Annotated in this window: 25 protein-coding genes; 9 read left to right on the top strand and 16 right to left on the bottom strand. The window is 71.0% G+C overall.

From position 1 onward, the window contains the following. Positions 1-69: 69 nt before the first annotated feature. The 3 genes from OJ962_RS30810 (at position 70) to OJ962_RS30800 (ending at position 3,143) form a co-directional block, all read left to right on the top strand. Positions 70-255, top strand: a complete 186-nt coding sequence (locus OJ962_RS30810) for a hypothetical protein (protein WP_202955937.1) — start codon at positions 70-72, stop codon at positions 253-255. A gap of 79 nt (positions 256-334) precedes the next feature. Then, positions 335-1,486, top strand: coding sequence for a serine/threonine-protein kinase (locus tag OJ962_RS30805; protein WP_202955936.1), 1,152 nt, complete (start codon positions 335-337; stop codon positions 1,484-1,486). A 91-nt stretch (positions 1,487-1,577) separates the two neighbouring features. Further along, positions 1,578-3,143 carry an ATP-dependent nuclease gene (locus OJ962_RS30800; protein ID WP_202955935.1) on the top strand — a complete coding sequence of 522 codons (1,566 nt, stop codon included), beginning with the start codon at positions 1,578-1,580 and terminating at the stop codon, positions 3,141-3,143. Here OJ962_RS30800 and OJ962_RS30795 read toward each other — a convergent pair. Together OJ962_RS30795 and OJ962_RS30790 are read right to left on the bottom strand one after the other, a co-directional pair. Continuing rightward, positions 3,080-3,706, bottom strand: a complete 627-nt coding sequence (locus OJ962_RS30795) for a dihydrofolate reductase family protein (RefSeq protein WP_202955934.1) — start codon at positions 3,704-3,706, stop codon at positions 3,080-3,082. The genes OJ962_RS30800 and OJ962_RS30795 overlap by 64 nt on opposite strands. Positions 3,707-3,721: 15 nt before the next feature. Then, positions 3,722-4,234: a cysteine dioxygenase family protein gene (locus tag OJ962_RS30790; RefSeq protein ID WP_202955933.1), complete on the bottom strand. Its 513-nt coding sequence runs from the start codon at positions 4,232-4,234 to the stop codon at positions 3,722-3,724. 75 nt (positions 4,235-4,309) lie between these two features. Between OJ962_RS30790 and OJ962_RS30785 the strand changes: the two genes are divergently transcribed. Further along, the gene (locus OJ962_RS30785; RefSeq protein ID WP_202955932.1) at positions 4,310-5,233 is read left to right on the top strand and encodes a LysR family transcriptional regulator; all 924 of its coding nucleotides are present in this window, start codon (positions 4,310-4,312) and stop codon (positions 5,231-5,233) included. A 112-nt stretch (positions 5,234-5,345) separates the two neighbouring features. Here OJ962_RS30785 and OJ962_RS30780 read toward each other — a convergent pair whose 3' ends face one another. Further along, a complete protein-coding gene (locus OJ962_RS30780) occupies positions 5,346-5,636 on the bottom strand; it encodes a DUF4031 domain-containing protein (protein ID WP_202955931.1) in 291 nt (96 codons plus the stop codon). Positions 5,637-5,653: 17 nt separating this feature from the next. Here OJ962_RS30780 and OJ962_RS30775 point away from each other — a divergent pair, with 17 nt between their 5' ends. Continuing rightward, positions 5,654-6,058, top strand: coding sequence for a response regulator (locus tag OJ962_RS30775; RefSeq protein WP_202955930.1), 405 nt, complete (start codon positions 5,654-5,656; stop codon positions 6,056-6,058). Here OJ962_RS30775 and OJ962_RS30770 read toward each other — a convergent pair. From OJ962_RS30770 to cdd, 9 genes are all read right to left on the bottom strand, one after another. After that, complete coding sequence (locus OJ962_RS30770) at positions 6,055-6,576, bottom strand: hypothetical protein (protein WP_202955929.1); 522 nt, start codon at positions 6,574-6,576, stop codon at positions 6,055-6,057. The genes OJ962_RS30775 and OJ962_RS30770 overlap by 4 nt on opposite strands. A gap of 87 nt (positions 6,577-6,663) precedes the next feature. Continuing rightward, positions 6,664-7,824, bottom strand: a complete 1,161-nt coding sequence (locus OJ962_RS30765) for an ABC transporter permease (protein ID WP_202955928.1) — start codon at positions 7,822-7,824, stop codon at positions 6,664-6,666. Continuing rightward, a complete protein-coding gene (locus OJ962_RS30760) occupies positions 7,821-8,999 on the bottom strand; it encodes an ABC transporter permease (RefSeq protein WP_202955927.1) in 1,179 nt (392 codons plus the stop codon). Before OJ962_RS30760 ends, OJ962_RS30765 begins: the two co-directional genes overlap by 4 nt. Beyond that, the gene (locus tag OJ962_RS30755) at positions 8,983-10,509 is read right to left on the bottom strand and encodes an ABC transporter ATP-binding protein (protein ID WP_202955926.1); all 1,527 of its coding nucleotides are present in this window, start codon (positions 10,507-10,509) and stop codon (positions 8,983-8,985) included. Before OJ962_RS30755 ends, OJ962_RS30760 begins: the two co-directional genes overlap by 17 nt. Before the next feature lie 3 nt (positions 10,510-10,512). After that, positions 10,513-11,559 (bottom strand): BMP family lipoprotein, encoded by a 1,047-nt coding sequence (locus OJ962_RS30750; RefSeq protein WP_456115352.1) that lies wholly within the window; start codon positions 11,557-11,559, stop codon positions 10,513-10,515. Between the two features lie 42 nt (positions 11,560-11,601). Further along, on the bottom strand, positions 11,602-12,588 hold the full coding sequence (gene add, locus OJ962_RS30745; RefSeq protein WP_202955924.1) for an adenosine deaminase: 987 nt from the start codon (positions 12,586-12,588) through the stop codon (positions 11,602-11,604). After that, positions 12,585-13,883 carry a thymidine phosphorylase gene (deoA, locus tag OJ962_RS30740; protein ID WP_238931843.1) on the bottom strand — a complete coding sequence of 433 codons (1,299 nt, stop codon included), beginning with the start codon at positions 13,881-13,883 and terminating at the stop codon, positions 12,585-12,587. The genes add and deoA overlap by 4 nt, the downstream gene beginning before the upstream one ends. Beyond that, entirely contained in the window at positions 13,870-14,634 is a 765-nt protein-coding gene (locus OJ962_RS30735) for a purine-nucleoside phosphorylase (RefSeq protein WP_202955922.1), read from the bottom strand. Before OJ962_RS30735 ends, deoA begins: the two co-directional genes overlap by 14 nt. Beyond that, on the bottom strand, positions 14,631-15,533 hold the full coding sequence (gene cdd, locus OJ962_RS30730; protein ID WP_202955921.1) for a cytidine deaminase: 903 nt from the start codon (positions 15,531-15,533) through the stop codon (positions 14,631-14,633). The genes OJ962_RS30735 and cdd overlap by 4 nt, the downstream gene beginning before the upstream one ends. Before the next feature lie 27 nt (positions 15,534-15,560). Between cdd and upp the strand changes: the two genes are divergently transcribed. Beyond that, complete coding sequence (gene upp, locus OJ962_RS30725; RefSeq protein WP_202955920.1) at positions 15,561-16,190, top strand: uracil phosphoribosyltransferase; 630 nt, start codon at positions 15,561-15,563, stop codon at positions 16,188-16,190. Between the two features lie 46 nt (positions 16,191-16,236). Beyond that, positions 16,237-16,794: an FKBP-type peptidyl-prolyl cis-trans isomerase gene (locus tag OJ962_RS30720; protein WP_202955919.1), complete on the top strand. Its 558-nt coding sequence runs from the start codon at positions 16,237-16,239 to the stop codon at positions 16,792-16,794. On the opposite strand, the gene OJ962_RS30715 is transcribed toward OJ962_RS30720, so the two are convergent. Next, positions 16,784-17,389: a TetR/AcrR family transcriptional regulator gene (locus tag OJ962_RS30715; RefSeq protein ID WP_202955918.1), complete on the bottom strand. Its 606-nt coding sequence runs from the start codon at positions 17,387-17,389 to the stop codon at positions 16,784-16,786. The two genes, OJ962_RS30720 and OJ962_RS30715, sit on opposite strands and share 11 nt — an antisense overlap. A gap of 249 nt (positions 17,390-17,638) precedes the next feature. On the opposite strand from OJ962_RS30715, the gene OJ962_RS30710 reads away from it, so the two are divergent. Both OJ962_RS30710 and OJ962_RS30705 read left to right on the top strand, forming a co-directional pair. Next, positions 17,639-19,645 carry a DUF2339 domain-containing protein gene (locus OJ962_RS30710; protein WP_270006823.1) on the top strand — a complete coding sequence of 669 codons (2,007 nt, stop codon included), beginning with the start codon at positions 17,639-17,641 and terminating at the stop codon, positions 19,643-19,645. A gap of 6 nt (positions 19,646-19,651) precedes the next feature. Beyond that, positions 19,652-20,377 carry an LOG family protein gene (locus OJ962_RS30705; RefSeq protein ID WP_202955916.1) on the top strand — a complete coding sequence of 242 codons (726 nt, stop codon included), beginning with the start codon at positions 19,652-19,654 and terminating at the stop codon, positions 20,375-20,377. Here OJ962_RS30705 and OJ962_RS30700 read toward each other — a convergent pair. The 3 genes from OJ962_RS30700 to rlmB form a co-directional block, all read right to left on the bottom strand. Continuing rightward, positions 20,374-20,733, bottom strand: coding sequence for a hypothetical protein (locus OJ962_RS30700; protein ID WP_202955915.1), 360 nt, complete (start codon positions 20,731-20,733; stop codon positions 20,374-20,376). The two genes, OJ962_RS30705 and OJ962_RS30700, sit on opposite strands and share 4 nt — an antisense overlap. 19 nt (positions 20,734-20,752) lie before the next feature. Next, a complete protein-coding gene (gene sigH, locus OJ962_RS30695; protein ID WP_407697552.1) occupies positions 20,753-21,394 on the bottom strand; it encodes an RNA polymerase sporulation sigma factor SigH in 642 nt (213 codons plus the stop codon). Positions 21,395-21,542: 148 nt separating this feature from the next. Further along, the coding region (gene rlmB / locus OJ962_RS30690; protein ID WP_322101348.1) for a 23S rRNA (guanosine(2251)-2'-O)-methyltransferase RlmB at positions 21,543-22,353 on the bottom strand (811 nt) is incomplete at its 5' end.

Here is a 22,353-nt window from a genome sequence, read left to right as displayed (position 1 = left end):
TGATGGCGGCTGACGGAAACCGACTGAGAGTTGTGAGTGTAAGTCAACTCATTCACAGGGGAGGACTCTGTGTCACGTTCCACCAAGTCCCTGCTCACCCTCCTGACGGCCGTGACGCTGGCCGGCGCGGCCGCGCCGGCCTTCGCCGACGAGGATCCGCCCCCGCCGCCGACGCCGCTGTGCTACGCCGCCGACGGGACGCCGATCTTCGATCCCGTCGTCTGCGACGCCCAGCGCCAGGCGTCCGGGCACTAGAAGCGCTGCACCGCGCCCTGGCCATTCGGCCGGGGCGCGCTTGCTTTGCGGCGCGTTTGCGCTGTAGGTTCCCTGCGCAATGTGCGCGGTCGCGGCTGAGAACGACCTTCCCTCCCGGTTCTCGCCGGGCGACGTCGTCGACGGCTACCGGATCGAGGCGCGCCTCGGCGGCGGCGGGTTCGGCGAGGTCTTCCTGGCCGCCGAGCGGTCACCGAAGCGCAAGGTCGCACGGAAGTTCATCCGGCCGGAGCTCGCCCTGGCGCCGGACCTGATGCGCCGGTTCGAGCGCGAGGTGGACGCCATGGCGTCCGTCGAGCACCCGAACGTCGTGCCCATCTACGCGCGCGGCGAGCACCAGGGCCGGCGCTACTTCTCGATGCGCTACGTGCCGGGCGGCTCGCTGGACCGCTTCCTCAGCGAGCGGCGACCCGCGTTCGAGGACGTCCTGGAGCTGCTGGCCGGCGTGGCCGAAGGCCTCGACTGCTGCCACGCCCGGGGTGTCGTCCATCGCGACCTCAAGCCGGCGAACATCCTCATCGACGCCGAGCACGGGCGCGGGCTGCTGACCGACTTCGGGATCGCGCTCGCGGACGACGTCTCGACCGTGACCGGCACGGGCCGGGTACCCGGCACGCCCGCGTACATGGCACCGGAGACCCTCATGTACGGGGCGGCGACCGCCGCCAGCGACCGCTGGGCGCTGGCCGCGATCGCCTATCGCGCGGCGACCGGCACGCTGCCGCGTGGGCTCACGCAGCCGGCGGACGCCGAGCCGGTGGCGCCTTCACGGCGCAACCAGCGCCTGAACCCCGCCGTGGACCGCGTGCTCCTGCGTGCGCTCTCGCTCGACCCCGCGAAGCGTCACGGCGACGCCCGCACGCTCGTCGCCGACCTCCACGACGCACTCGAGCGACCGCACCAGGCGATCCCGCGGACGGCCGGCGTCACGCGCGAGCCGCGGGCACGGCGACGCGGACTGACCCCGAAGCGCATGTGGAGCGTCGCCGGCACGGCGATCGTGCTCACGCCGGCGCTCGTGTACGGGGTGGCCTCGCTGGCCTCGCCGGACTGCCACCCCAGCTACGCGGGCGCGTGCCTGAGAGCCGACTCCTCCGACTACGACTGCCGTCGAGGGGACGGCAACGGCCCTGATTACATCGGCCGCACCGTCCGCGTGGTGGGACCTGACGTGTACGAGCTCGACCGCGACCGCGACGGCTACGGCTGCTGACTCTGACACCTATCTACCTGAGTGACTGACTCTATATAGATGCCGATATTGACGTGCATCGGCTCGCGGTTCGAGACTTCGCGAGTAGCCGATGCACATCAAGTCCATCTCCGTACGCAACTTCCGCCTGCTCGCCTGCGCCGATGTCTCACTCGTGGCGAGCAGCGGGCTCAGCGACGAGGACGCGCAGGTCACGACGGTGATCGTCGGGCCCGACAACTGCGGCAAGACGTCGTTCATGGACCTCTTCCGGCGCTTTCAGTCGCCGTCGCGCTTTGAGCTCGAGGACTTCTCGCGCTGCGCGCAGCGCGCGTTCCTCGACGCGCACCGGGCCCACCTGGAGGACCCTGAGGATCAGGGGCGGGTCCGGGCGGCGCTGCCCTTCATCGAGCTGCGGATCGTCGTGGCCGACGGGACCGCTCAAGACGCCGTCCTGCGCGCGAGATTCGAGCTGGCCGCGGGCAAGCTCGAGGCGCTGTTCGGCGGCCTGGAGCCGGTCGCGGACGATGACGGGGCGAAGGCGACCTTCCTCGCCGAGCTCCGGCCGCGGGTCGGCGCGGCGTTCGAGCGAACGCTGCAGGTGAACGCGCGCCGGGTGGAGTGGGCGGCCCTCGAGCGGCAGCTCGCGCTCCACTTCATCGGCGCGCGGGAGCAGCTGAGCGACCTTCCGCAGCGGTTCCACGCCCGCGCCGGCGTCCATCTCGCGTTCGTGGAGCACCCCGAGGCGCACCTGTGCCCGCCGGCGCAGGAGGTGTTCATCCACGAGCTCAACCGCGTCAGCCAGATGCCCCCGCGCCCGGTGCAGTTCGTGGTGACCACGCGCTCCCCGCGCATCGCCAACCACGCGCCGCTCACTGCGATCCGCTCCTTCCGCGCAGCGGGACGCACGCGCTCAGCCACGGTCAAGGACCTCGGCGCCACCGTCGAAGGGCTCGACCGCGAGTTCGTCCACCGCTACCTGAAGCTGACGGGCAGCGAGCTGTTGTTCGCCGATCACGCGATCCTCGTCGACGGCACGACCGAGCGGCTGCTGCTGCCCGCGATGATCCGGCGCGAAGGGCTCTCCGGTCGCCACGGCGTGCTCCTGGAGGTCGGCGCGGCCCACGCGCAGCGATTCTTCGGACTGCTGGACTTCCTCGAGCTGCCGACCCTGGTCGTCACGGACATCGACGCGCTCGACGACCACCACGAGCGGGTGCCCGTCGCCGCCGCGACGCGAACGGCGAACGCCGCCGTCACCGATTGGTTCGCCGACACGGAGATCAGCCCGGGCGAGCTGCTCTCGCTGCGGAGCAGGCACAAGCTCGCCGGCGCCCGTCGACTCGCCTACCCGGTTCCGGAACGCGACGGGGACGAGTGCGGGCGCACCTTCGAGGAAGCGTTCATCCTCGCGAACCCCGAGCTGTTCGAGACCGAGCTCGGCGGCACCGACGACCTGGCGCTGCGGGCCGCCGCCGCCGCCCGCACGTGGACGAAGTCGGCCTTCGCGCTCTTCTACGCGATCGAGTGCCCGCAGTGGCGCGTGCCCCGCTACCTGAGCGAAGGGCTCCAGTGGCTGCGCCGGCAACAGCCGCCGGCCGAGCCGCCCGGGTCCTACCTGCGCGTGAAGGTCAGGTGCGTCACGCCGCTCGGCGAGGAGACGGACTCGATCGCGTAGTCGCGCTCGAGCCCTTCCTGTCCGTCCCACAGGCGCTCGCCGCGCCCGAGCAGGATCGGGACGACCGCGACGTGCATGTGGTCGATCAGCCGCTCGGCGAGAAAGCTGCGGATCGTCTTCGCGCCGCCGCCGATCCGGATGTGCTGGCCGCCCGCGGCCGCACGGGCCTCTTCAAGCGCCTCGGCCGGGGAGGTGTCGCGGAAGTGGAAGGTCGTGCCGCCCTCCATCTCGATCGACGGACGGGTGTGGTGGGTCAGGACGAAGGTCGGCGTGTGGAAGGGCGGGTTCGGGCCCCACCAGCCCTTCCAGTCCGGGTCGTTCTCCCAGCCGGGATAGCCGAACTTGCCGGCGCCCATGATCTCGGCGCCGATGCCCATGTCGTGGCGCTGGACGAAGGCGTCGTCGACGCCGCCGCTGCCGCCCTCCTTCCAGCCGCGGGTGACGAAGATCCATTCGTGCAGGCGTTCGCCGGCGTGGCCGAACGGCTCCTCGCGGCTCAGGCCCTCACCGGTGCCGAAGCCGTCGAGCGAGACCGAGAAGAAGTGGACATACACGGAGGACATCGGGGCGGCTCGCTTTCAGTCGTAGTAGCGGCGGGCGCTGGAGCCGACGCGGGTGACGTCGGTGCCATAGACGTGGATCGAGATCGCGGTCGTGTCGGCGGTGTTGTGCACGCGGTGGATGTCGCCGGGCGGGGCGAAGCCGCTGACGTCGCCGACGTGGTTGTCGCTCTCGCCGAGCAGCTCGAGCTCGGCGCTGTAGAGCTCCTCGTGCTCGACGCCCTGGATGACGGCGAACGCGCACCAGGTGATGTGGTCGTGGATGCGCGTGAGCTGGCCGGGGCGCCAGACGAGCGCGACGACCGAGAACGAGCCGTCGGGCTCCACGTGCAGCGTGTGGCCGGTGTAGTCGTCCGGGGAGCCGAGGCGCTGCTCGGGAGTGAGGACGTCCGGCGTCAGCAGGTTGCGGCGCAGCTCGTCGGCGACGAGCAGCGCGGTCTCGGTCCAGTCGGCGTGGCGCTCGACGACGCTGCGGATGCCGGCGACGAGCGGGGCCAGCTGACCGGCGGGGCGGATCTGCGTGGCGGGCATGTCGTGGAGCTTCGTCGCGCCGCCCGGATACGTCCAATGCCAACTTTCGTGCCCATTCATAGATAGGGTTGATGAATGCTGGACGTCAACCGGCTGCGCGTCATCGACGCGGTCGCGCGCCACGGGTCGGTCACCGCGGCGGCGAAGGAGCTGCACTACTCGCAGCCGTCCGTCACCCACCACCTCACCCGGCTGGAGGCCGAGACCGGCGCGCAGCTGCTGCAGCGGGTCGGCCGCGGGATCCGGCTCACCCCGGCGGGACAGCTGCTGGCCGACCGCGCGGCCGAGATCCTCGGGCGCATCGACGCCGCCGGCGCGGAGCTGTCCGCCCACGTCGGCCTCACCGCCGGACGCGTGCGCCTCGCCGGCTTCGCCTCCGCGATCGGGTCGCTCGTCCCGCTCGCGGTGGCGACGCTCGCCGCCAAGCACCCCGGCCTGCAGCTCAACCTCCTCGACACCCACCCGCCCGAGGCGATCGAGCTCCTGCGCACCGGCAAGATCGAAGTCGCGATCGTCTTCCGCTACGACGAGACCGAGCCCGAACCGGCCGGCATCCGCCTGCACCACCTGCTCGACGACCCGACCTACGTGCTTTCCCGCCGGCCCGAGCCCGACCTGGCCGCCCTGCGCGACGCGACCTGGGTCGGCGGCTGCGACCGCTGCCGCAGCCACCTGCTGACGATCTGCGCCGACGCCGGCTTCGACCCCCGGATCGGCTTCAGCTCCGACGACATGGTCGTGATGCAGGCCCTCGTGACCGCGGGCCTGGGCATCGCGATCCAGTCCGGCCTGGCGCTGCGCGCGCACCACGTCGACGGCGTCGTCGCGACCGAGCTGCCCGGCTGGGAGCGCCACATCTACGCCGCCACCTACGGCGAGCCGCCCGACCCGCCCGCCACCGCCGCCCTGCTGGCGGCGCTCGCCGACGCCGCGACGGCCGCGGTCAGCGGCGGCGCAGCGAAGCGCGGCGCGCCACCGGCAGCACGCACCACAGCGTGACGAGCGCCAGGGCGGTGACGGTCGCGATCCGCAGCGGCACGGCGGCGCCGCCGGACGCGAACAGCGTGCCGAGATCGGTGTGACGCTGAAAACACGATCCCCGTTTCCGGTCTCATGAACCGCGCACGGCCCGCCGGCGGCGGGCACGGTCCCCGCGCGGGCCCGCCATGCGCAGCAGCAGCTCCCGCGTCGGCACTTCCTCGGCTCCCAGCGCCACGGCCCGTTCACGCATCCACGGCGTCAGGTCGTAGTGGTCGCCCTGGAAGCGGCTGCGCGGGATACCGAGCGACGCCGCGAACGCGTGCAGCTCCTCGAAGGAGCCGTCGACGGCCATGTGGCACCAGTCCTTGACGGTGAAGGGCACGTAGGCGTAGTGATTCAAGGGGTCGACCAGGACCGGCATCCGGGTAACAGGCTGGCATGAGCACCGAGGGCCACAGCGTGGCGATCGTCGAGGACCATGGCGCGCTGCGCATCTTCCTGCGTGACGTGTTGCAGCAGCGCGGCTGGAACGTGACCGGCGTCGCGGGAACGGCGGAGAGCGGGGCGGAGCTGGTGCTCGCGACGGCGCCGGACGTCGCCGTCGTGGACCTGCATCTCGCGTCCGAGGGCGGCGGCGAAGGGCTGATCCGGCGGCTGGCAGAGGCCGAGGCCCAGACGAAGGTGGTCGTGTTCACGGCCACGACGGACCCGACCGAGCTCAAAGGCGTGCTCGAGGCGGGCGCGGACGGGATCGTGCTCAAGGAGGGCGGCCTGCCCGAGCTGATCGACGGGCTCGACGCCGTCACGCGCGGCGAGCGCTACGTGAGCCCGAGCCTCGGTTAGGCGACGATCGAGTCGTCCGGCAGCGGCTCGTTCTCATCGACGATGAGGATGAGCCGCGAGATGTGATCGTCGGCGTCGATCAGGAAGGCGAACGTCGCCCGCGTGCCGACGTCGTTGCACTCGGCGCCGGGCCGGCTGACGAACTCGAAGTCGGCGACGAGCATCTGGTTGACGGTGCGCTCGACGCCGCTGATCAGCTTGGCGCCACACGGGAAGCTGTCGTTGAGCTTGACGACGTCACCCGTGGTCAGCAGCTCCGGCTCGGGCGCGAGGTTGACCGCCTCGCTCGGGACGCTGAAGTACTTCGCGGCCGCCTTGACGTCCCCGTGCTGGAGCTCGGCCGACCAGCCGCGGATGACCCGCCGCTCGGCGTCCGTGACCGGCGCGCGCTGCGGCTCCGGCGCGGCGCCCTTCGGCGTCGTGAGCGAGAACCGATCGGGCTCGCCAGACCCGCCGCACGCGGAGATCGTGAGCCCGAGCGCGATCAGCACTCCCAGAGTCCGGCGCCGGAGAGTCATGCGGTCAAGCATTCCACGGCGGCACGCAGGTCAACCCGGTTAGGTCGGATGATCGGGGTGGGGTGGAGGGGATGCTCGCCTTTACCTTCAGTTTCTCGGCAATGGGCGACCGAGGGCGAGCGGCGGGATCGAGCGGCCGATCAGGCCGGTCACCGCGATCAGCGTCAGCACGTACGGCAGTGCCTGGAAGAGCACCGCGCCGGACGGCGAGAACACCGGCAGCCGCTGCGCCAGCGCGCTGCCGAACCCGAACAGCAACGTCGCCGCCAACGCGAGCCCGGGGCGCCAGCGGCCGAAGATCAGCGCCGCCAGCGCGATGAACCCGCGGCCCGCGGTCATGTTCTGCGTGAACGTGTGCAGGAAGCCGATCGACAGGAACGCGCCGCCCATCGCCGCCAACCCGCCTGAAGCCATCACGGCCAGGTAGCGCGTGCGGACGACGTTCAGGCCGGCCGTCTCGGCCGCGAGCGGGTTCTCGCCCGCGGACCGCAGCCGCAGGCCCCACGACGTCCGGAACATGAACACCCAGGTCATCAGCACCGCGGCCAGCGCGAGCCACACGAGCAGGTTGAGGTCCCCGAAGATGTCGCCGAGCAGCGGCAGCCAGTCGATCGGCAGCGAGACGTTGGGCACCGACGGCAGGTCGTCGGGCGTGCCGAGGTCCCCGTAGACCTCCACGAACAGGTAGCCGGTGACGCCCACCGCCAGCAGGTTCAGCGCCGTGCCGGAGACGATCTGGTCGGCCCGGAAGGACACCGCGAACAGCGCGTGGATCGCCCCGAACACGGCGCCCGCCGCGATCGCGATCACGATGCCGAGCAGCCACGAGCTCGTGACGTCCGCACCCCACGCTCCGAAGAACGCGCCCATCAGCATCATGCCTTCCAGGCCGATGTTGATCACGCCCGCGCGCTCGGAGAAGAGCCCGCCGACGGCGCCGAAGATCAGCGGCGTCGCGTAGCGCAGCGTCGCGGCCCCGAGCGCGCCCCAGACGACGACCCGCTCGAGGTTCGCCACCCCGGACTGGGTGGCCGCGTAGCCGCCGACGAGCCCGATCATGCCGGCGATGATGCCGCCCCAGCCGAGCCGCTTCTCGCCGGCGGTGATCGCGTACGAGCCGGCCGCCATCGCCGCCACCGCGATCACGATCACGACGATCGGCGAGCGCACCGTCAGCGGCGGCACCGCGACGAAGAACGCCAAGAACCCGAGGACGACGGCACCCCATCCGATCCGTTTCGCGGTCATTTCCGGCGCCGCCTCCGCAGCAGATACACGACCAGCACGTCAGTCGAGATCAGTAGCACGACAAGTCCCTGGATCATGTAGGTGAGGTTCGTGGCCAGCTGGGGCTCGAAGACCGTCGGGTCGAGGTTGCGCACGGACGTGCCGGTCAGCAGCCCGGCGAACAGCAGCGCGCCCAGCAGCGTCCCGATCGCCGTGTTGCGCCCGAGCAGCGCGACCGCGATGCCGAAGAACGCCAGCGTGTGCGTCTGGATGTCGTTGGTGGCGATCCGGAACTGCCAGCCCAGCAGGTCCAGCGCCCCGCCGAGCCCCGCGAAGGCGCCGCAGATCGCCATCACCATCACGTAGTTGCGCCGCACGTTGATGCCGGAGGCCTCGGCGGCGTCCGGGTTGAAGCCCACCGCCCGCACCTCGTAGCCGAGCGTCGTGCGGTTGAGCAACACCCAGAAGACGACGAGCGCGGCGAGCGCGATGAAGATGCCGATGTGCAGGCCCTGCAGCTGCGGGTCGCCCCAGAACACCGGCAGCTTCGCGCCCTCGACGATGTCGTTGGACACCGGCACGTCGACCTGGTCCGGGTTGTCGTTCTGCAGCGGGCTGCCGAGGTTGAAGATCCACACGCCCGTCCAGATCGCGATCCAGTTGAGCATGATCGTCGAGATCACCTCGTTGGTGCCGGCGAGCGCCTTCAGCAGGCCCGCGATGCCCGCCCACACGGCGCCGGCGAGCACGCCCGCGAGCATCGCCACCAGCACGTGCAGCAGCGCCGGCATCCCGTCGAACGAGGAGCCGACCCAGACGGCGAAGATCGATCCGAGGATGTACTGGCCCTGGCCGCCGATGTTGAACAGGCCGCAGCGGAACGCGAACGCCACCGCCAGGCCCGTGAGGATCAGCGGCGTCGTCAGGATCAGCGTCTGCTGCAGGTTCAGGGCCGCGATGATCCGGTCGTCCTCCGACAGCCACGGGAAGAACCAGTTGAAGCCGGAGCCCTTGAAGATCGCCTGGTAGGTCTCGATCGGGTTGTGGCCGGTCGCCAGCACGACGAGGCCGCCGGCGAGGAACGCGACGAGGATCGTGATCAGCGGGGCGAGGATGCCGCCGCCGCGGAAGAACGTCGCCATCCGCGAGGCGACGGTGATGTTGGGCGGGAGCTCGGAGTCAGGCGGCGCGCTCATCGCGGCCTCCGCCCGTCATGTACACCCCGAAGTCCTCCTCCGAGGACTCGGGCGGAAGCTCGGCGACGATCCGGCCCTCATAGATGACGAGCACGCGGTCGCTCAAAGACCTGATCTCTTCGAGCTCCAAAGACACGAGCAGCACGCCCTTGCCGGCGTCGCGCTCCTCGACCAGCCGCCGGTGCACGAACTCGATCGCGCCGACGTCCAGCCCGCGCGTGGGCTGGGCGGCGATGATCACCTTCGGATCGGCGGTGAGCTCACGCGCGATCACGACCTTCTGCTGGTTGCCGCCCGACAGCGAGCCCGCGCGCGTCTCGGGGTCGCCGCCGCGCACGTCGAACTCCTTGAGCAGCGTGCGCGCCCGGGCGACCATCTTCGACGGCGAGAGGAAGCCGCGCGAGGAGAACGCGGGCGTCTTGTACTCGCGCAGGCACAGGTTCTCGGCGAGGTCGAACTCGAGCACGAGCCCGCGCCGGTGCCGGTCCTCGGCGATGTGCGACACGCCGGCGTTGAGCGTCTCCCGCGGCCCGGCGTGCGTGACGTCCACGCCCGCCGCGGTGATGGTCCCCGCGGTCGGCGCGCGCAGGCCCATGATGGTCTCGATCAGCTCGGACTGCCCGTTGGCGTCCACGCCGGCCAGCCCGACAATCTCGCCCGCGCGCACACGCAACGTCACGTCGTTGACGGCCGGCAGCCCGCGGTCGTCGACCGCCGAGACGCCTTCGAGCTCGAGCAGCGGCTCCCCGAGCTTCTGCTCGGTCTTCTCCACGCGCAGCAGCACGTCGCGCCCGACCATCAGCCCCGCCAGCGAGCGCTCCGTCGCGCCCTCGGTGGAGACGGTGTCGACTTTCTCGCCGCGGCGCAGGACCGTCACGCGGTCGGCGATGTCCAGCACCTCGTTGAGCTTGTGCGAGATGAAGACGACGGACGTGCCGGCGGCCGTGAGCGTGCGCAGCACCTTGAACAGGTCCTGCGCCTCCTGGGCGGTGAGCACGGCGGTCGGCTCGTCCAGCACGAGCACCTTGGCGCCGCGGAACAGCGCGCGCAGGATCTCCACACGCTGCTGGGTGCCGACCCCGATGTCCTCGACCTTCGCGTCCGGGTCCACGGCCAGGCCGTACTCGGACGAGAGCTCGCGCACGCGGCGGGTGGCGGTCTTGTAGTCCAGCAGCGGACCGGACCGCGGCTCGGCGCCGAGCACGAGGTTCTCGGCCACGGTCATCACCGGCACGAGCATGAAGTGCTGGTGGACCATGCCGATGCCGAGCCCGATGGCCCGGCGCGGGGAGTCGATCGTGACCGGCTGCCCGTCCAGCAGGATCTGTCCTTCGTCGGGCTGATGGAGCCCGTACAACACGTTCATCAGGGTCGACTTGCCCGCGCCGTTCTCCCCGAGCAGCGCGTGGATCTCACCACGCCGCAGCTCGAAGTCCACCGCGTTGTTCGCGACGAGGGTCCCGAACCGCTTGGTGATGCCGCGGAGTTCCAGCGCGGGCGCGTCAGCCACTGCTTACTGAACGGTGTTGGGGATGTCGGTGAGCTCGCCGGAGGCGATCTTGTCCTGCTCGGCCTTGATCTGATCGGCGTACTTGGCGCCGACCTCGTTGGTCTCGCCGATGCCGACGCCGCCGGACTTGACGTCGAAGAGGCGGTTGTCGCCGCCCTTGAACGAGCCGTCCTGCACGGCCTTGATCTCGTCGTAGACCGCGACGTCGACCTTCTTGAGCGCCGAGGTCATGATCTGGTCGCCCAGGTAGGCCTGGTCGGCGTCCACGCCGATGCCCTGCACGCCCTTCTCCTTCGCGGCGTCCAGCGCGCCGAGGCCGCAGCCACCGGCGACCTGGAAGACGACCTTCGCGCCCTGCGCGATGTGATCGAGCGCGAGCTCCTTGCACGGCGCCGGATCGTCGAACTTCTGCGAGTAGCCGTTGACGACCTTCGCCTCCGGGTTGGCCGCCTGCACGCCCGCCTGGTAGCCGGCGATGTACGCGTCCACGGGCGGGATCTTCTGGCCGCCGACCGAGCTCGCCGTGCCGCCGCCCTCGTCCTTGAGGTAGAGGCCCGCCATGTAGCCGACGAGGTAACCCGCCTCGTTCTCCTTGAACAGCGCGCCGGAGACGTTGGTGGGCTTGGCCTTCATCGTCGTGGCGTCCACGTCGATGATCGCGAAGTTCGTGTTCGGGAACTTCGGCGCGACGGTGTTCATCGCGTCGGCCATCAGGAAGCCGACCCCGATGACCAGGTCGTACTGCTGCTGCGCGAGGGTCGAGAGGTTCGGCACGTAGTCCGAGTTGGCCTTCGAGATCAGCACCCGGGTCTCGACGCCCAGCTCGGCCTTGGCCCGCTCGAGGCCCTCGTTGGCCAGCTGGTTGAACGAACGGTCGTTCAGACCGCCGATGTCGGTGACGAGGCCCACCTTGATGGCCTCCTTCGCCGGCGTCTCTTCGGCGGTCTTGTTCCCGCCGGTGGCCGGTTCTTCTTCCTCCGAGCCGCACGCGGCAACGAACAAAGAACACACCATGGCCAGCAAGGCGATGAGATGAAGTGGTCGGCGCATCGGCCGGAACTCCTTTGGAAATTGAAGCGACCCGCCGCGACCCTATTGGCCGGGGCGGTCGTCTGAGGCAGTAATTCGATTGAGCAGAGTGGCCTTGGCCGCATCGTCCGCGAAGGACGCCCGGACCGCCGTGCGCGTGATCGACTGCAGCTCACCCTCCTCGAAGCCGAAGCGCTCTCGCGCGACGGCATACTCGCCGCCGATGCTACAGCCGAAATAGGGAGGGTCGTCAGAACCCAACGTGAGGTTCACACCCGCTTCATGGAGTTTGCGGAGTGGATGTTCCTCGTAGGAATCGAAGACTCTTGTCGCGATGTTCGACGTCGGGCACGCCTCGAGCACGATGCCCCGCTCGACGATCTCCGCGACGAGTGCAGGGTCTTCGATCGCCCGCACCCCGTGCGAGATCCGCGTGATTGGGAGCGTGAGCGCCTCCCGGACCGACTCGGCGCCCGCGTGCTCGCCCGCGTGGACGGTGCAACCCAGTCCTGACGCGGCAGCGATCTCGTACGCCTCCCGGAACTGCGCGGGCGGATAGCCCGCCTCGTCGCCGGCGAGGTTGAAGCCGACGACGTACGGATGCCGCTCTTCGGCGTGGTCGCGGGCGATCTGGACCGCCCGCTCGACCCCGAAGTTGCGGATCGCGACGACGAGCATGCGGGCCTCGATCCCGGTGTCGGCGCGTGCGTCGTCGATGCCCTGCGCGATCGCCTCATAGTGCGCCTCGTCACTCAAGCCCACGGCGGCGGCGTGGTCGGGCGAGACGATCAGCTCATGGTAGATCGAGCCCTCCGCGGCGCAGGCGACCAGGTACTCGTAGGTGATGTCGCGGTAGTCCTGCTGCGTGCGGATGACGCTCGCGGCGAGGTCGTACGTGCGCAGGAAGTCGAGGAAGTCGACCCATTTGAACTTCTCGGGCGTCTCGAACACGCCGTCCGGGACGCTCAGCCCGTTGCGGTCCGCGAGCTTTTGGATCAGCGCGGGCGGGGCGGTGCCCTCGAGGTGCGCGTGCAGCTCCGCGAGCTTCACACGCGCCCCAGCAGGACGGGCCGCTCGGCGGGCGGCTCGGAGCCGATCGTCACCGCCGAGAGCAACGCCGTGGCCGCCTCGGCCGCGCTGCCGTCGCCGCGCGCGTGGACGATCGCCAGCGGCCGGTCCGGGCCGACCTCGGCCCCGATGGGTGCGATGCGCGAGAGTCCCACCCCGTAGTCGATCTGGTCGTCCTCGCGCCGGCGGTTCCCGCCGAGGCCGGTGACCACGAGGCCCACGGCGCGCGCGTTGACGGCGGTCACGAAGCCCGGGCGCTCGGGCGCCACGGGCCGGGTCACCGACGCCTCCGGCAGCGTCGGCTGCTCGACGAAGTCGGCCGGCCCGCCGAGCGCAGCCACCATGGCACCGAAGCGCTCCGCGGCGGCGCCGCTGCTCAGCGTCTCCTCGACCTGGGAACGGGCGGAGTCCTCGTCGGTGGCGAGCCGGGACTGGACGAGCGCGGCGGCCGCCAGCGCCACGGTGACCTCGTGCAGCCGTGCCTCTCGCGCGGCACCCGTGAGGTAGTCGACGGCCTCGCGGACCTCGAGCGCGTTGCCCGCCGTCGTGCCGAGCACCTCGTTCATGTCCGTGATCAGCGCCACCGTGCTCACGCCGGCGCCGTTGGCGACCTCCACGAGCGCGTCCGCGAGCGCGAAGGCGTCGTCGCGCTCGGCCATGAACGCGCCGCTGCCGGTCTTGACGTCCAGCACGAGGCTGTCCAGGCCCTCGGCCAGCTTCTTGGAGAGGATCGAAGCGACGATCAGCGGGATCGACTCCACCGTGCCGGTGGCGTCGCGGGTCGCGTACAGGCGCTTGTCGGCGGGCGCGAGGTCGGCGGTCTGGCCCACGATCGCGCACCCCACGTCACCCACGACGCGCCGGATCACCTCGGTCGCGGGCGTGCTCACGTAGCCCGGGATGGCGTCGAGCTTGTCCAGCGTCCCGCCCGTGTGCCCGAGCCCGCGGCCGCTGATCATCGGCACGGCCGCCCCGCACGCGGCGAGGATCGGCGCGAGCATCAGCGACACCTTGTCGCCGACGCCGCCCGTCGAGTGCTTGTCCAGCACCGGCTTGCCGAGGTCCCAGCGCATCACGCTGCCGGAGTCCCGCATGGCGGTGGTCAGATGGAGCCGCTCGTCGGGGTCCAGGCCCCGTGTGAAGAACGCCATCGCGAGCGCCCCGACCTGGGCGTCGCTGAGGCCTCCGTCGGTGATGCCACCCACGAGGAAGCCGATCTCCTCCGGGCTCAAGGTCCCCCCGTCGCGCTTCTTGCGAAGCACCTCAGCCGCGAGCATAGTCCTCCGCGAATCGTTGAACGAGCCGCACGAGGTCGCGCGCCGCCACGTCGGCGTTGCGCAGCGTCTGCTCGTGCGAGAGCTCCTCGCCGCCCATGCCCTCGGCGAGGTTCGTGATCGCCGAGACCGCGACGGTGCGCAGCCCGGCGTGGCGAGCCAGGATCACCTCGGGAACCGTAGACATTCCGACCGCGTCCGCACCGAGGGTGCGGAACGCGCGGATCTCGGCCGGGGTCTCGAACGTCGGGCCGGCGGTGGCGAGATAGACGCCCTCGGCGAGGTCGATGTCCAAGGCTCGCGCCGCTGCGTGGAGCGTGGCTCGCAGCTCGGGGTCGTACGCGTCCCGCATGCTCAAGAAGCGCGGGCCGATCGCGTCGTCGTTCGGGCCGGTGAGCGGGTTCACGCCGAGCAGGTTGATGTGGTCGGAGATCGCCATCAGGCGGCCGGGGCCGACTTCGGCGTTCAGCGAGCCGGCGGCGTTGGTGACCAGCAGCGCCTCGGCCCCCTGGGCCTTCAGCCACCGGATCGGCACGGTCATCCCGCGCGCGTCGCCGGTCTCGTAGACGTGCTTGCGGCCCTGGAAGACCGCGACCGGGAGGCCGGAGAGCGTGCCGAGGTGCAACGTCCCGCCGTGGCCGGCGACGCTCGGCTGCGGGAAGCCCTCGAGCTCGGCGTAGGGGATGCGCTCGGCGTCGGTGAGCGCGTCCGCGAGCCCGCCGAGGCCGGAGCCGAGGATGATGCCGAGCTTCATAGAAACTCCGGTCCGAACGAGCGCGGGAGCAGCGCGTCGAGGGTCGTGGTCTGACGGGCGCCGTTGCGGGCGCACAGGTGGATCTCCGCGCCGGGCGCGATGAACTCGCGCAGCCGCTGGCGGCAGCCGCCGCACGGGACGCAGAAGTCGTCGGAGTCGGCGATCACGGCCACCTCGGTGATGCGCGTGCGGCCGGCGGCGACCATCGCGCCGATCGCCGACGCCTCGGCGCACTGACCCTGCGGGTAGGCGGCGTTCTCGACGTTCGCGCCGACGTGGATGGAGCCGTCCTCGGCGCGGATCGCGGCGCCGACCTTGTAGTTGGAATACGGCGCGTGGGCGCGCTCCATCACGGCGCGGGCGGCGTCGACGAGGGCGGCGGAGCCGACCACCTGGTCGGAGTAGGAGTTGCGCAGGATGCGCTCCGGCGCGATTTCCAGCGCTTCGGTGAGGCGGGTGACGCGTTCGAGCTCGAGCGCGAGGTCCGAGCCGGCGGTCGCGACGCCCTCCAGCTCGATGAAGTTGCCCAGGCCGGTGACGACGTCGAGGTGGATGCGCACGGACTGCCACAGCAGCAGGTGGCGTTCCTTCTCGACCACCGTGAGCACGCCGAGCGTGGACTCGAGGCTGGCCTTCAGCGTCGCGGCGTCGTCGATCGGGGTGAGGCGGTACTGGGACTCGCGCGCCTCGTCGGCGTCCACGCGGTCGTACTGGATCAGCGTCGCGCCGCCCGGCTCCTCCTCGCGCAGCTTCAGGCGCCCCGTATGCACCCGGAAGTATGTGTCGCGCTGGCGGATCAGGCCCTTGTCGTGCGCGCCGAGGCCCTTGACGACGGCCAGCGAACGCTCCGGGTCCGGGTCCGACGCCTTGAGCTCGATGTTGCGCCGCGGCGCTGCCACACGCCCGACACTAGTAGGTTCCGGGGGATGGAAGGGGTCACGGTCGTCGATCACGTGCTGCTGCGGCGGCTTCTCTCGATCCTGCGCGACAAGGACACGCCGCACCGCGTGTTCCGCGAGACCATGACCGACGCGGCGCTGATCCTCGGCTACGAGGCGATGCGCGGGCTGCGCGGCGCCGACGTCGAGATCGAGACGCCGCTGGAGCGCACGCCCGGCATCACGCTCGCGGACGAGGTGTTCGTGATCGCGATCCTACGCGCGGGCCTGGGCCTGGTGGACGGCTTCCTGCGTCTGGTCCCGGAAGCGCGGGTCGGTCATCTCGGCATGTACCGCGACGAAGAGGCCCTGCGACCCGTCGGGTACTACGAGAACATCCCGTCCGGCGTCGAGGACGCCGAGGTCTTCGTCGTGGACCCGATGCTCGCCACGGGCGGCAGCGGCGTCCAGGCCATCGCCCGCATGAAGCGTGCGGGCGCACGCCGCATCCACTTCGTGTGCCTCGTAGCGGCTCCCGAGGGCGTCGCGGCGCTGCGAGAAGCGCATCCGGACGTGTCGATCGTCACCGCCGCGCTGGACCGCGAGCTGGACGAGACGGGCTACATCCGGCCCGGGCTGGGCGACGCGGGCGACCGCATCTTCGGTACTGATAGGTAGTCGCCCACTACCCTGGGCTGCCGCTATGCGCCGACATCTACTTGCCATGCCCGCAGTGGCCCTCGCGCTCGCCTTCGCGGCGTGCGGCGACGATGAGCCCGAAGAGACCGCCGCCACGCCCACGGCCACCGAGGCCGCGACCGAGGCGCCGACCGAGGCCCCCACGGAGACGCCGGCCGCCGAGGGCGGCTCCAGCTCCGGCGGTGGTGAGGTCGAGGTCACCGGTGACGTCGGCGAGAAGCCCGAGATCAAGACGCCGGGCGGCGAAGGCCCGACCGAGCTCGTCAGCGAGGACCTCGAGGAGGGCAAGGGCACGGCGGCCAAGGCCGGCGACACCGTCCAGGTCCAGTACTCGGGTGTGCTCTACAGCGACGGCACGCCGTTCGACAACTCCTTCGACCGTGGCGAGCCGTTCGAGTTCCAGCTCGGCGCCGGCATGGTCATCCCGGGCTGGGACCAGGGCGTCGAGGGCATGAAGGAGGGCGGCCGTCGCGTGCTGACGATCCCGTCCGACCTCGCCTACGGCGACGCCGGCGCGCCCCCGACGATCCCGCCGGGCGCGACGCTCGTGTTCGTCGTCGATCTCGAGAAGATCAACCCTTAGCCGCTGGGTCCTCGCCCACGGCGAGGACGCTGGCGATCAGCGTGGACAGCAGGAGGCCGTGCAAGGTCTCCCTGTCCACGTCGCCGTGATTGACCCAGTCCAGGCACGCGCCGTCCAGGAAGCCGAGCCAGCCGCGGATCGCGGTTCTGAGGAGCGGCTTCGGAGGGCCTTCGGGGCTCAGGCCCTGCAGGATGCGGTGGGCCGTCTCCGTGCGCACCCGGTCCAGCAGCGCTCGGACCTCCGGCGCCGCCCCCGCGTTGCGGATCATCTTGTCGTAGGAGGACTTGTTCTCCTCGATCCACTTCAGGTACTCGTCCAGGCTCGCCGCGAGCTGCTCGAACGGCGGTAGCTCCGGGTTCGGCACCGTGCGGCGCTGCAGCTCGTTCGCCTTCTCCTCGAGCGTGGCGACGAAGTACGCCTCCTTGCTCGGGAAGTAGTGGTACAGCAGCGCCTTGCTGATGCCCGCCTCCTTGGCGATCTTGGCCATCGACAGTTCGTCGTAGCCGTGGCGCGTGAACAGGTCCGCGCCGAGCTCGAGCAGTCGGCGCCGCCGCTCATCCACGGCGAGCCGCTGATACGCGGGACCTTCGGACATCTTCAGGTCAGCGTACCTGACCGTTGGTCGATAGCGCTGTAACCGCTCGTGCCGAGCCTCGTATATGCGGTTATCGACCGATGGTCAACAAAGGGAGCCGCTGCGATGGTCGAGGACCGCATATCCGCCCTGGAAGAGCACGCCGCCGCGCTCGAAGCACGAGTGCGCGAGCTGGAGGGCCAACGCGAACCGCGCTGGGTCGCGCCGCCGACGTGGACGCCCCCGCGTGGAGGGTTCGGCCCTTCTGCGGTGCCAAACCCTCCAACCCCGATCCGTCCGCCCGTCGCGGCCCCGGCCGCCCGGCCCAAGCGCGATCTCGAGGACGTGCTGGGCGGGTCCGTGCTGGCCTGGCTGGGCGGGATCGCCGTGTTGGCGGGGCTCGCGTTCCTGCTCACGATCGCGATCTCCCGCGGCTGGCTCGGCGAGGGCGCCCGCACCGTCCTCGCCGGCCTGCTTTCCACCGGCCTCCTCGGGGCGGGCATCTGGCTGCGCGAGCACAAGGACCGCACCGAGGCCGCGCTGGCGGCGGCCGGGGTCGGCATCGCCGGGCTCTTCGGCACGCTCGTGATGGCGGGTGCCGTGTACGAGCTGATCCCGGTCGAGATCGCGCAGACGCTGGCGTTCGGTGTCGGCGCGACCGCCACCACGCTCGGCGTGCGCTGGAAGGCCACGCCGATCGGCTGGCTCGGCCTGCTCGGCGCGCTGTGGTCGCCGGCGGCGCTCGGCGCACTCGACGACGGCGGCATCCTGTTCCTCGCGATCGCGTACGCGGCCGGCGTCCGGCTCGTGGTCTGGCAGCGCTGGACCCTGCTCGGCTGGGCGGCCTTCGCGACGGTGACGCTGCAGTGGTGGGCGTGGTTGTGGATCGAGTCGCCGTCGCACGGCTCGACCGCGTTCGTGCTCGCGACGTTCGGCGCGCTGAGCGTCGCGCTGGCGCTGGGCCTCGACGCTCGTGTGAAGGACATCCGCGCGCAGCCCGCCGCGCTGCTCGTGCTCAACGCGGCGCTGCTCGCGCTCGGCCTCGCCGACGCCGACTGGTGGTTCGTCGCGCTCGCCGCCGCGCACGCCGTCGTCGGTCTCGTCGCGCTGCGCATCCCGCGCGTCTCGCGGGCGACTGCCCTCGTCGCGCTCGGCATCGGCGTCGGCCTCGCGGACCTCGCGCTGGTCGAGCTCACCGACGGTCTCCCGGTCATCCTCGGCTGGGCCGGACCGATCCTCGCCTTCGCCGCGCTCCTCGGCGCCCGCCGCCGCCCCGCCGCGGCCGAGGCCTTGATCGCCTCGTTCCGGGGTGCCGCCACGCCCGCGGCCGACGAACCGGCCGGCGAGCCCGCGGACACCGCCGCAGACACGGCCGGCACCGCCGCAAGCACGGGCGGCACCGCCGCGGGCGCGGCCGCCGGCGCCACGCGCGGCCTCGCGCCACGCCACGCCCTCGTCGCCCGCGCCTGCGACGCCCTCTTCGGCCGGCCTCACGACGCGGACTGGTACTTCGCCGCCCTTGGGCTCGTCGCGCAGCTCGTCCTCGCGCTCGGGCACCTGCTCGCCACCGAGGCGCCGCTCGAGGCGCTCGCGGGCGGCGCGCCGACCAGCGAGGCGCTCGTCGCCGTCGGCACCATCGGCGCGATCGCGTTCCTGGCGGCGCGGCTGTCCGGCGTGATCGTGCTCGATGTGCTCGCGCTCACAGCGCTGGCGCAGTTCACCGGGCTGGTGCTCGAAGGGTTGCCGCTGACGCTCGCGCTCGCCGTCCAGGCCGCGCTGGTCGCCCTGCTCGACAAGCGCGCCTCGCTGGCGTTCGCCGCGCTCGCCGCCGGCCACGCACTCGTCGTGCTCGCGCCGCCCACGGCGCTCATCGACGGCCTCGAGCACCCGTTTCAGGCGGCCGCCGCGCTCGCCGCCGTCACCGCCGCACTGTCCGCCACCCGCGAGGGCCGGCGGGCGATCCCGCTCGCGCTGCTCTACCTGGCCAGCGTCGAGGTCGTCACGCTCGGCGGCGCGCACCACACGGGCCAGACGCTGCTCAGCGTGCTGTGGGCGCTCACCGGCGTCGGCGCGCTGATCTTCGGCCTCGTCTCCGACGACCGCACCACGCGGCTCGCCGGCCTCGGCCTGATCGCGCTGACGGCGGCGAAGGTGTTCACCTACGACCTGTCCGAGCTCGACAGCCTCGCGCGGGTGGCGAGCTTCATCGTCTTCGGCCTGTTGCTGCTGCTGGGCGCCTTCGCCTGGCAGCGGGTCCGGCCGAGGTCCCTACTCTGAGTCGGAGTGTCCCAGCGCGAACCACGCCATCCGACCTCAGACGACGAAGAGCTGCTCGAGGCCGAGACCCTCGCGATCCTCTCCGAGTACACCGACGCGCAGCGCGTCCTGCGCATCCAGGACGAGCTTCGCGAGGGCTTCCGGCAGCTCAACCACGTCGGCAAGGCGGTGTCGATCTTCGGCTCCGCCCGCACGCCGCGCGACCACCCGCGCTACGACCAGGCCCGCCAGCTCGCCCGCCACCTGGGCGAGCAGGGCTGGGCGATCATCACCGGCGGCGGCCCCGGCATCATGGAGGCCGCCAACCGCGGCGCGCGTGACGTCGGCGCGACGAGCATTGGCCTCGGCATCGAGCTTCCGCACGAGCAGTCGCTCAACGAATACTGCGACATCGGCATCAACTTCCATTACTTCTTCACGCGGAAGGTGATGTTCGTCCGCTACGCGAGCGGCTTCGTGGTCTTCCCCGGCGGCTTCGGGACGCTCGACGAGCTGTTCGAGGCGGCGACCCTGCGCCAGACCCAGAAGATCCGCTACTTCCCGATCGTGCTGTTCGACAGCGGCTACTGGGCCGGGATGCTCGACTGGCTCAAGAACTCGATGCTCGCCGACGGCTACATCAACCCGGAGGACGTCGAGGCGCTGGTCGTGACCGACGACCCGAACGACTGTCACGGCGCGCTGGACGCGGTCGAGCACCGCCGACCGCGCCAGCACCGCAAGGCCGCTTAGGCCGCAATCCAGTCGCCTTCGCGGCGACCGAGCACCACTCGCTCCGGCTGGCCGCCCACACGGGCGGTGAAGACCGCTTGGTCCTGGTCGGTGCCGGGCTTGTCGATGACTTCGACGAGCGTCAGCTCCTCCGGCTCGGTCCCGAAGCGCTCGGCGACCAGTTGTCGCGCAGCGGCTTCCAGGACCGAGCGATCCCAGCCACGGTCGTTCGCCGCGGCCGCGGCGAGATCGTGATCCACCTGCGCGAGCGCACGCTCGAACGCGGGGCGGGTGCTGGCGAGCTGGCGGTTGCGGGCGATGATCCCGCCCACGACCAGCACGGCAAGGACGACCAGGACGATGATGAGCCAGAGCATGAGAGCAGTATGAGTGCCTCTAGTTCAGAACGGCCCGCGAGTTCAGGTGCGCGCCGACCTTGCGCTTGACGCGCTGGAGGGCGTTGTCGACCGTCTTGCAGTCGCAGCCGATCTTCTCGCCGATGTCCGTGTAGGAGTGGCCGTCGAGGTAGAGCGAGAGCACGCGCGACTCGAGCTCGGACAGCACCGTCGACAGGCACGCCACGAGCGAGCGCAGCTCCTCGGAGGAGATCACCTGGTTGACGGGGTCGTGGACCGTCGAGCCCGGGAGCATCTCGTCGAGGCTCGGCTCGTTGTCGGAAGCGCCCGCCGGCGTCGAGCTGAACGACACGTAGCCGTTCAGCGGCGTGTGCTTGTTGCGGGTCGCCGTCTTCACGGCCGTGATGATCTGGCGCGTGATGCACAGCTCCGCGAAGTTGCGGAACGAGGACTCGCGGTCCGGGCGGAAATCGCGGATCGCCTTGTACAGGCCGACCAGGCCTTCCTGAATCAGGTCCTCGGAGTCCCCGCCGACGAGGAAGTACGACGACGCCTTCAGCCGCACGAACGACGCGTAGCGCCGGACGAGCCGGTCGTAGGCGTCTGGAGATCCCTGGCGGGCCAGGGCGAGGAGGTAAGCATCATCAAGCTGGAGTTGAGCTTGAGACTTGGTGGGAGCAATTCGAGCCACGAGCGCAGGGTCCTTTCCGGGCCATCTCTGGCCCGAACGCTTGTGGCGCACACCTCCCGCGGCGCCAGGGATAGACGGCAAGGTCTCGGGCCATCGCTAACCCTTGACCTCACCTTGAAGTGACCTCAGGGTGGCAGGCTTATGTCGATGCGTCAAGTCGGAACTGCAAGATGCGGTACAGCAGCACCGCGGCAGTCGCCGAGACGTTCAGAGACTCGACCTGTCCGAGCAGCGGGAGCGACACCAGGTCGTCGCACATCGAGGCCACCCGAGGCCTGAGCCCTTTGCCTTCAGCCCCCAGCACGGCGACGACGCCGCCGCCATAGTCGGGCTGGTCGTACGACGTCTTCGAGCCGGCCGCCGCGCCGTAGACCCAGCAGCCCTTCTCCTTGGCTTCGGCCAGGAAGTCGGCCAGATTGCGCACGCGCGCGATCTTCAGGTGCTCGACCGCTCCCGCGGACGCCTTGCACACCGCCGGCGTGACCTCGGCGGAGCGCCGCTCGGGGATGATCAGCCCGGTCGCGCCCACGCCCTCGGCCGTCCGCGCGATCGCCCCGAGGTTCTGGGGGTCGGTCACCTCGTCGAGCGCGACGAGGAACGGAGCCTCGACCGCGAGCAGCTCGGCCTCGTCGACGTAGGGGTAAGGGTCAACCAGAGCTGCAACCCCTTGATGGGCGTCCGTCTCGGCGCGCTCGGCGATCTCCTCGGCCGAGACGACGGTGACGTTCCCTTCCCATGAGCCGCGCTCGGTCGCCCAGATGCGGTGGACCTTGCGCCGCCCGCGCAGCGCCTCCTCGACCGGGTGGACGCCGTAGATGACCATCTTGCGCGACGTGACCGCGCCCTCAGGCACGTCCGGGGAGAACGCGCCGGGGTCGCGCGCGAAGTCGTCGCCGGGCCGGCCGCCGCCGCGAGCGGGACCGTCGCCGCCGAACGCCGGGCCGGCGCCG

It is taken from the genome of Solirubrobacter deserti, assembly GCF_027587175.1.
Taxonomy (GTDB): domain Bacteria; phylum Actinomycetota; class Thermoleophilia; order Solirubrobacterales; family Solirubrobacteraceae; genus Solirubrobacter; species Solirubrobacter deserti.
This window is presented reverse-complemented; position numbering and strand designations above follow the sequence as displayed.